The organism is Burkholderia sp. Bp8986 (assembly GCF_003854225.1).
Lineage (GTDB): Bacteria > Pseudomonadota > Gammaproteobacteria > Burkholderiales > Burkholderiaceae > Burkholderia.
In genome coordinates this window covers 150,313-158,010 of record NZ_QTQM01000013.1, presented here as the reverse complement: position 1 = coordinate 158,010, position 7,698 = coordinate 150,313, and the positions used below count along the sequence as shown (strand labels likewise).

Genomic DNA, 7,698 nt, shown 5'->3' with positions numbered 1-7,698 from the left:
CGTGCGGGGCGGCGTCGCCCAGCGCGGCGATGTCGCTCACGCGCACGACGTCGGCCCAGTTCGCCAGCGCGCCGCGCGCGGCTTCCGCCTCTTCGACGACAGGACGACAGCAATGACCCAGCCTCCCGTATCCCCGAGCGACGCCGGCGCGCAGCAGGACGTGACCGGGCGCCGCGCGCGCACGCTGTCCGGCACGCGGCTCGGCGTGTCGAACTATCTCGGGCTCGCCGGCGCGCTCGCCGCGATGATCGCGCTGTTCTCGACGCTCAGCTCGCATTTCCTGACCTACGATACGTTCAGCACGATCGCGAACCAGATCCCCGATCTCGTCGTGATGTCGGTCGGGATGACGTTCGTGCTGATCATCGCCGGCATCGACCTGTCGGTCGGCTCGGTGCTCGCGCTGGCCGCGTCGATGGTCAGCGTGGCCGCGCTGAAATGGCATTGGGGGCCGCTGCCCGCCGCGCTGATCGGGATCGCGGTCGCGACCGTGACCGGCTCGCTGACGGGCGCGATCACGGTGGGCTGGCGGATTCCGTCGTTCATCGTGTCGCTCGGCGTGCTCGAGGCCGCGCGCGGTGTCGCGTACCAGCTGACGAATTCGCGCACGGCCTACATCGGCGACGCGTTCGATTTCCTCTCGAACCCGATCGCGCTCGGCATCTCGCCGGCGTTCCTGATCGCGGTCGCGGTGATGATCGCCGCGCAGTTCGTGCTCACGCGCACCGTGTTCGGGCGCTATCTTGTCGGTATCGGCACGAATGAAGAAGCCGTCCGGCTTGCCGGGGTTAACCCGCGGCCGTATAAAATCCTCGTATTCGCACTGATGGGCGCGCTCGCGGGGCTCGCGTCGCTGTTCCAGATCTCGCGGCTCGAGGCCGCCGACCCGAACGCGGGCGTGGGCCTCGAACTGCAGGTGATCGCAGCCGTCGTGATCGGCGGCACGAGCCTGATGGGCGGGCGCGGCTCGGTGATCAGCACGTTCTTCGGCGTGTTGATCATTTCCGTGCTGGCCGCGGGGCTGGCGCAGATCGGCGCGAACGAGCCGACCAAACGGATCATCACCGGGGCGGTGATCGTGGTGGCGGTCGTGCTCGATACGTATCGCAGCCGGCGCGCGCGCGCCCGGTAAAACTACACAGAAAGCAGACCAGAGAGAAACGGGAAATGGCGACGATCAAGGATGTGGCGGCCATGGCGGGCGTGTCGTTTACGACCGTCTCGCACGTGGTGAACAATTCGCGGCCGGTGTCCGCGGATGTGCGTGCGAAGGTCGAAGGCGCGATCCGCGAGCTGAACTACGTGCCATCGGCCGTGGCGCGCTCGCTGAAGGCGCGCTCGACGGCGACCATCGGCCTCGTCGTGCCGAACAGCACGAATCCGTACTTCGCGGAGCTTGCGCGCGGCATCGAGGACCAGTGCGCGGCCAACGGCTATTGCGTGTTCTTCTGCAACTCGGACGACGATCCCGTGAAGCAGCGCAACTACCTGCGCGTGCTGCAGGAAAAGCGCATCGACGGGCTGATCGTCGCGTCGGCCGGCGAGGACGCGGTGCTCGCGCAGACGCTCGCCGACGCGCATGCGCCGCTCGTCGTCGTCGACCGCAACATCGAGGGGCTCGCGGCCGATCTCGTGCAGATCGACCACGAACGCGGCGCCTACCTGGCGACGCGCCATCTGCTCGAACTCGGGCACGCGAAGATCGGCTGCATCACCGGGCCGACCGACACGGCCGTCAGCGCGATGCGCGTGCACGGCTTCATCCGCGCGATGGCCGAGCGCGGGATCGACATCGTGCCGGGCGCGATCGCGGAAAGCGATTTTTCGTGCCTGGGCGGCTATCACGCGGCATCGCGGCTGTTCGAGTCGGTGCACCCGAGCGCGATTTTCGCGGGCAACGACCTGATGGGCGTCGGCGCGCTGCGCGCGGCGGCCGAGCGCGGCATGCGCGTGCCGGACGACTGCTCGATCATCGGCTTCGACGACATCGAATTCTCCCGTTATACCTATCCGGCGCTGTCGACGGTCGGCCAGTCGGTGCGCGCCCTCGGCGAAATGGCCGCGCAGACGCTGATCGAGCGGATCGGCGGCGGCTCGACGGCCGCGCCGAGCCGTCGTCGTGTCGTGTCGCCGCGCCTGGTGCTGCGCGAATCGACGGCGGTCTACCGCGAGCCGGCCGCGCCGGGTGCTCGCCCATGACGGCGCGTGCGGCAGGCGCCGGCCGCGTGACGGTGGTCGGCAGCCTCAACATGGATCTCGTCGTACGGGCGTCGCGGCTGCCGTTGCCGGGCGAAACGCTCGCCGGTCACGCGTATGCGCAGGCCGCGGGGGGCAAGGGCGGCAACCAGGCCGTCGCGGCCGCACGGCTCGGCGCGCAGGTCGCGATGATCGGCTGCGTCGGCGCGGATGCGCACGGCACCGCGCTGCGGGCCGGCCTCGAGACCGAAGGCATCGACTGCTCGCGGCTCGCGACGAGCAAGACGGCGTCGACCGGCGTCGCCTTGATCGTCGTCGACGACGCCAGCCAGAACACGATCGTGATCGTCGCGGGCGGCAACGGCGAAGTCACGACGGATACGGTGGCGCGGCACGAGGCGGCGCTGGCCGCGACCGACGTGCTGATCTGCCAGCTCGAGACGCCGCCGGACGCCGTGTTCGCTGCGCTGTCGGCCGGGCGGCGGCTCGGCCGCACCGTGGTGCTCAATCCGGCGCCTGCCGTCGCGCCGCTGCCGGACGGCTGGTTGCCGCTGGTCGATTACCTGATCCCGAACGAAGTCGAGGCGGCCGCGCTGACCGGGCTGCCGGTGCGCAATCCGGCCGAGGCGGAAGCCGCGGCGCGTGCGTTGCGGGCAGCCGGCGCGCGCAATGTGCTGATCACGCTTGGCGCGCGCGGCGTGTTCGCGGTGACGGCCGACGGCGCGGCGCGCCACTATCCGGCCCCCGTCGTCAAGGCGGTCGACACGACCGCGGCGGGTGACACCTTCATCGGCGGTTTCGCCGCACGGCTCGCGGCCGGCGCGGACGTCGATGCCGCCATCCGCTTCGCGCAACGCGCGGCGGCGCTGTCGGTCACGCGCGCAGGCGCGCAGCCGTCGATTCCCACGCTCGCCGAACTGGCCGAATAGGGCTGGATCGCGCATCCCGGCCGGCGCGTGCGACAACAGGCGGCCGGCCATCTTTCCCCACTTGTCTGTCCTCGATTGCTTGCCGTGCGCGTTCGCGAAGCGGGCCGGCGATGCTTCGCCCCTATTATTCTGGAATCTGTAATGAACTGGTGAATTGCTGAAAAAATTGATGTGAATACCATCAAGCTGCGCAACATCCGGTCGTAAATACACCTGGGCGAAACACTGTTTCGAAAAACGGGCCTTGCCCGTCCACGACGACGCAACACAGGAAGAATGATGGTGATCGGAAACCTGACGATACGTGCGCGCATCGGTTTGACGATGGCGTTTCTCGCGGTACTGCTGGGCGTGATTGGCGTGCTCGGCGTGTACGGGATGACGCGCTCGAACGATGCGACGCGCGAGATTTTCACGAACCAGATGCCGAGCGCGGTCGACGTGGCCGTTGCCGAAATGTACGCGGCGCGCGAGCGCCTGGCGCTCGATCGCGCCGCGCTGCTGGCGGGCACGCCCGACTCGGCTGCGGCCGTGGAACGCAGCCGCGCGATGCGCACGCAGTCCGACGCGTGGTGGCAAAAATACCTTGCACTGCCGCGCGGCCCGGAGGAAGACCGGCTCGCGCAGGACGTCGCCGCGAAGCGGCAGGCGCTGCAGCGCAGTTGCGACGCGTTCGGAGGGCTGGTCGCGGCGGGCGACCACGACCGGATCGGCGAGGGCGCCAAGCAGCTCTCGACGCTTTATAACGAGCTCTCGGTTGCGGGCGAAGCACTGCGCAATTTCCAGTTCACCGACGGGCAGGCGGGCTTCAACCGCGCGGAATCGTTGTACGAGACGCTGCGCGTGCTGTCGATCGTCCTGCTTGCGGCCGGTCTGGTTGCCGCCGCGTTTTCCTGGCTGACGCTCAGCCGTGCGATCGGCCGTCCGCTCGCGGACGCACTCGCGCATTTCGACGCGATCGCCGCGGGCGACCTGCGCCGCTCGATCGTCGTGCATCGGCGCGACGAAATGGGCCAGCTCCTGGACGGTCTCGCGAGGATGCAGCGCGGCCTCGTCGACACGGTGCGCACCGTGCGCGGCGGCAGCGAGTCGATCGCGACCGCGGCGCGCCAGATCGCCGCCGGCAACATCGACCTGTCGTCGCGCACGGAAGAGCAGGCGTCCGCGCTGCAGGAAACCGCATCGAGCATGGAACAGCTGACCGGCACCGTGAAGCAGAACGCGGACAATGCGCGGCAGGCAAGCTCGCTGGCAGCGAACGCGTCGGAGATTGCAAACAAGGGCAATACGGTAGTCGGCCAGGTGGTCGGCACGATGGGCGAGATCAACGACAGCTCCGCGAAGATCGTGGACATCATCGCAATCATCGAGGGAATCGCGTTCCAGACCAACATCCTGGCGCTGAACGCGGCGGTCGAAGCCGCGCGCGCCGGCGAGGAAGGCCGCGGCTTCGCGGTCGTCGCGGGCGAGGTGCGCAGTCTCGCGCAGCGTTCGTCGAGCGCGGCCAAGGAGATCAAGATGCTGATCGACGCGTCGGTGGAGCGCATCCGGACGGGGTCGACGCTGGTCGACGAAGCCGGCCGCACGATGAGCGACGTGATCGGTGCGGTGCAGCGCGTGACCGACATCATGGGCGAGATCGCGGCGGCGTCCGAGGAACAGAGCGGCGGCATCGACCAGGTCGCGCGCGCGGTCGCGCAGATGGACGAGGTCACCCAGCAGAACGCCGCGCTCGTCGAGGAAGCGGCGGCCGCCGCGCAATCGCTCGACGAACAGGCCGCGCGCCTGCGCGAGACGGCGTCGGTGTTCCGGATCGACGACGACGCGGCGCAGCCGGCGACCGCTGCCGCCGCACGTCAGGCGCCGCGCGCGGTGCCCGCAGCGGCTGCGGTGCCGGTTTCGCCGCCCGCGCCGGCCGTGGCGCGCAACGATCGTGATGCAGCGCCGAAGCGCGCCGCGCCGGCGCGCAAGCCGGCTGCCGCGGCCGCCGCGCCCGCTCCGGTGGCTGCCGGCGCCGACGACTGGGAAACGTTCTGATTCGCGCGTGACGCGCATCTTTTCGCGGTAACGCTCCCCGGTATCTTTCCCCGTATCTCTCCCCATTTGGCAGCACACGACGCCCGCGACATGCGGGCGTCGTCGTTTCGACCGATGGAATGTGACAGCGCACGTGAAAGTTCGTGCGTCGCCGCGCGCTGCGTGTTCGCATCCGCACTACGGGTATCTCCGGACGATGCGAAAAAAATTTGTAACGGCGCGCGCAGCGTGTCGTCGTAAACGGCCGCTCGAACGTCCAGGGATGAAGGGGGAGTGAAGGGTGCCGCGACGACGACGGAGGTGTCCAACGCACGAGACGTTCCGATGCTCGACGAGACGTCGCGGATGCCGTTTCCGCGACACGGGAGATCGATTGTAAAGCGTCGAAATGCGTTGTCCAAGCGGTGTTGTCGAGAATGACGAACTTCATACGAAGAGTTCGTGAAAAAAAATAAGAAAGGGTTTAGGATGAATTCGAACGCGCTTGCTTCTGCGCAGTCATAGAAGGCAGGCACGTCTTCAGACTCAGGCGAGGGAGGTAGCATGGATATTTACAGCAGCTTCGCGAACCGCTTCGAAAAAACGCGAGAGGAAGAGTTCTCGCTGGAGGAGTACCTCGCGCTCTGCAAGAACGATCCGTCAGCGTACGCCACGGCTGGCGAACGCATGCTGGCTGCAATCGGGGAACCCGAACAAATCGATACCCGCATCGACCCGCGCCTGTCGCGGATCTTCGCGAACAAGGTTATCAAGGTCTATCCCGCGTTCCGTGAATTCTACGGAATGGAGGAAGTGATCGAGCAGGTGGTCGCGTACTTCCGCCACGCTGCGCAAGGGCTCGAAGAGAAGAAGCAGATTCTCTACCTGCTCGGCCCAGTGGGCGGCGGCAAGTCGTCGATCGCCGAGCGGCTGAAGCAGCTGATGGAGCGTGTGCCGTTCTATGCGCTGAAGGGTTCGCCCGTCAACGAATCGCCGCTCGGGCTGTTCGACTACGACGAAGACGGCCCGATCCTCGAAGAGCAGTACGGCATTCCGCGCCGCTACCTGAAGAGCATCCTGAGTCCGTGGGCCGTCAAGCGCCTGCACGAATACAACGGCGATATCCGCCAGTTCCGCGTGGTACGCCGCTTTCCGTCGATCCTGCGGCAGATCGGCATCGCGAAGACGGAACCTGGCGACGAGAACAACCAGGACATTTCGTCGCTCGTCGGCAAGGTCGACATCCGCAAGCTTGAACAGTACGCGCAGGACGACGCCGATGCGTACAGCTACTCGGGCGGCCTGTGCCTGGCGAACCAGGGCCTGCTCGAATTCGTCGAAATGTTCAAGGCGCCGATCAAGGTGCTGCACCCGTTGCTGACCGCGACGCAGGAAGGCAACTTCAAGGGCACCGAAGGATTCGGCGCGATTCCGTTCGACGGCGTGATCCTCGCGCACTCGAACGAGTCGGAGTGGAAGGCCTTCCGCAACAACCGCAACAACGAGGCACTGCTCGACCGGATCTTCGTCGTGAAGGTGCCGTATTGCCTGCGCGTGTCGGAAGAGATCAAGATCTACGAGAAGCTGATTCGCAACTCGTCGCTGGCCGAGGCCGTGTGCGCGCCGGGCACGCTGAAGATGATGTCGCAGTTCTCGGTGCTGTCGCGCCTGCATGAGCCGGAGAATTCGAGCCTGTTCTCGAAGATGCAGGTGTACGACGGCGAAAACCTGAAGGACACCGATCCGAAAGCGAAGTCGTACCAGGAGTATCGCGACTACGCGGGCGTGGACGAAGGGATGACCGGCGTGTCGACGCGCTTCGCGTTCAAGATCCTGTCGCGCGTGTTCAACTTCGACTCGAGCGAGGTCGCGGCCAACCCCGTGCACCTGATGTACGTGCTCGAACAGCAGATCGAACGCGAGCAGTTCCCGCCGGAGACCGAGCAGAAGTACCTGTCGTTCGTGAAGGACGTGCTCGCGTCGCGCTACGCGGAGTTCATCGGCAAGGAGATCCAGACGGCTTACCTCGAGTCGTATTCGGAGTACGGGCAGAACATCTTCGACCGCTACGTCACGTATGCGGATTTCTGGATCCAGGACCAGGAATTCCGCGATCACGACACGGGCGAGAGCTTCGACCGCGCCGCGCTGAATGCGGAACTGGAGAAGATCGAGAAGCCGGCCGGGATCAGCAATCCGAAGGATTTCCGCAACGAGATCGTGAACTTCGTGTTGCGTGCACGGGCGGCGAACGCCGGGAAGAACCCCGTGTGGACGAGCTACGAGAAGTTGCGCGTCGTGATCGAGAAGAAGATGTTCTCGAATACCGAGGAACTGTTGCCGGTGATTTCGTTCAACGCCAAGGGTTCGGCGGAGGAGCAGCGCAAGCATGAGGACTTTGTGAACCGGATGGTCGCGAAGGGCTATACGCCGAAGCAGGTGAGGCTGCTTTGCGACTGGTACCTGCGCGTGCGCAAGTCGTCATGACGCGCGCGGTACCGCGCCCGTGCGGCGAGTCCGTACGGGCGCTTTCAGAGGCGCCGCCCGCATGACGGCA

5 protein-coding genes and 1 pseudogene are annotated in these 7,698 nt (G+C 66.5%); 5 read left to right on the top strand and 1 reads right to left on the bottom strand.

Going from position 1 to position 7,698, the window contains the following annotated elements:
- A pseudogene (locus DID99_RS38470) lies at nt 1-217 on the bottom strand (hypothetical protein); the annotation flags it as partial.
- Here DID99_RS38470 and DID99_RS14955 point away from each other — a divergent pair.
- The 5 genes from DID99_RS14955 to DID99_RS14930 all read left to right on the top strand — a co-directional run bounded on the left by DID99_RS14955 (nt 113) and on the right by DID99_RS14930 (nt 7,628).
- On the top strand, nt 113-1,132 hold the full coding sequence (locus DID99_RS14955; protein WP_044843602.1) for an ABC transporter permease: 1,020 nt from the start codon (nt 113-115) through the stop codon (nt 1,130-1,132). The pseudogene DID99_RS38470 and the gene DID99_RS14955 sit on opposite strands and share 105 nt — an antisense overlap.
- 35 nt (nt 1,133-1,167) lie before the next feature.
- Nucleotides 1,168-2,199: a LacI family DNA-binding transcriptional regulator gene (locus DID99_RS14950; RefSeq protein WP_044843601.1), complete on the top strand. Its 1,032-nt coding sequence runs from the start codon at nt 1,168-1,170 to the stop codon at nt 2,197-2,199.
- Nucleotides 2,196-3,125, top strand: a complete 930-nt coding sequence (gene rbsK / locus DID99_RS14945; RefSeq protein ID WP_124667025.1) for a ribokinase — start codon at nt 2,196-2,198, stop codon at nt 3,123-3,125. Before DID99_RS14950 ends, rbsK begins: the two co-directional genes overlap by 4 nt.
- A gap of 279 nt (nt 3,126-3,404) precedes the next feature.
- A complete protein-coding gene (locus DID99_RS14940; RefSeq protein ID WP_124667024.1) occupies nt 3,405-5,162 on the top strand; it encodes a methyl-accepting chemotaxis protein in 1,758 nt (585 codons plus the stop codon).
- 543 nt (nt 5,163-5,705) lie between these two features.
- A complete protein-coding gene (locus DID99_RS14930; RefSeq protein WP_044843599.1) occupies nt 5,706-7,628 on the top strand; it encodes a PrkA family serine protein kinase in 1,923 nt (640 codons plus the stop codon).
- The last annotated feature ends 70 nt before the right edge of the window (nt 7,629-7,698 follow it).

What these genes read in the sequence shown, in the direction of transcription:
- DID99_RS14955 (WP_044843602.1), top strand. Translation starts at nt 113, where the DNA reads ATGACCCAGCCTCCCGTATCCCCGAGCGACGCCGGCGCGCAGCAGGAC.
- DID99_RS14930 (WP_044843599.1), top strand. Translation starts at nt 5,706, where the DNA reads ATGGATATTTACAGCAGCTTCGCGAACCGCTTCGAAAAAACGCGAGAG.
- DID99_RS14940 (WP_124667024.1), top strand. Translation starts at nt 3,405, where the DNA reads ATGGTGATCGGAAACCTGACGATACGTGCGCGCATCGGTTTGACGATG.
- rbsK (WP_124667025.1), top strand. Translation starts at nt 2,196, where the DNA reads ATGACGGCGCGTGCGGCAGGCGCCGGCCGCGTGACGGTGGTCGGCAGC.
- DID99_RS14950 (WP_044843601.1), top strand. Translation starts at nt 1,168, where the DNA reads ATGGCGACGATCAAGGATGTGGCGGCCATGGCGGGCGTGTCGTTTACG.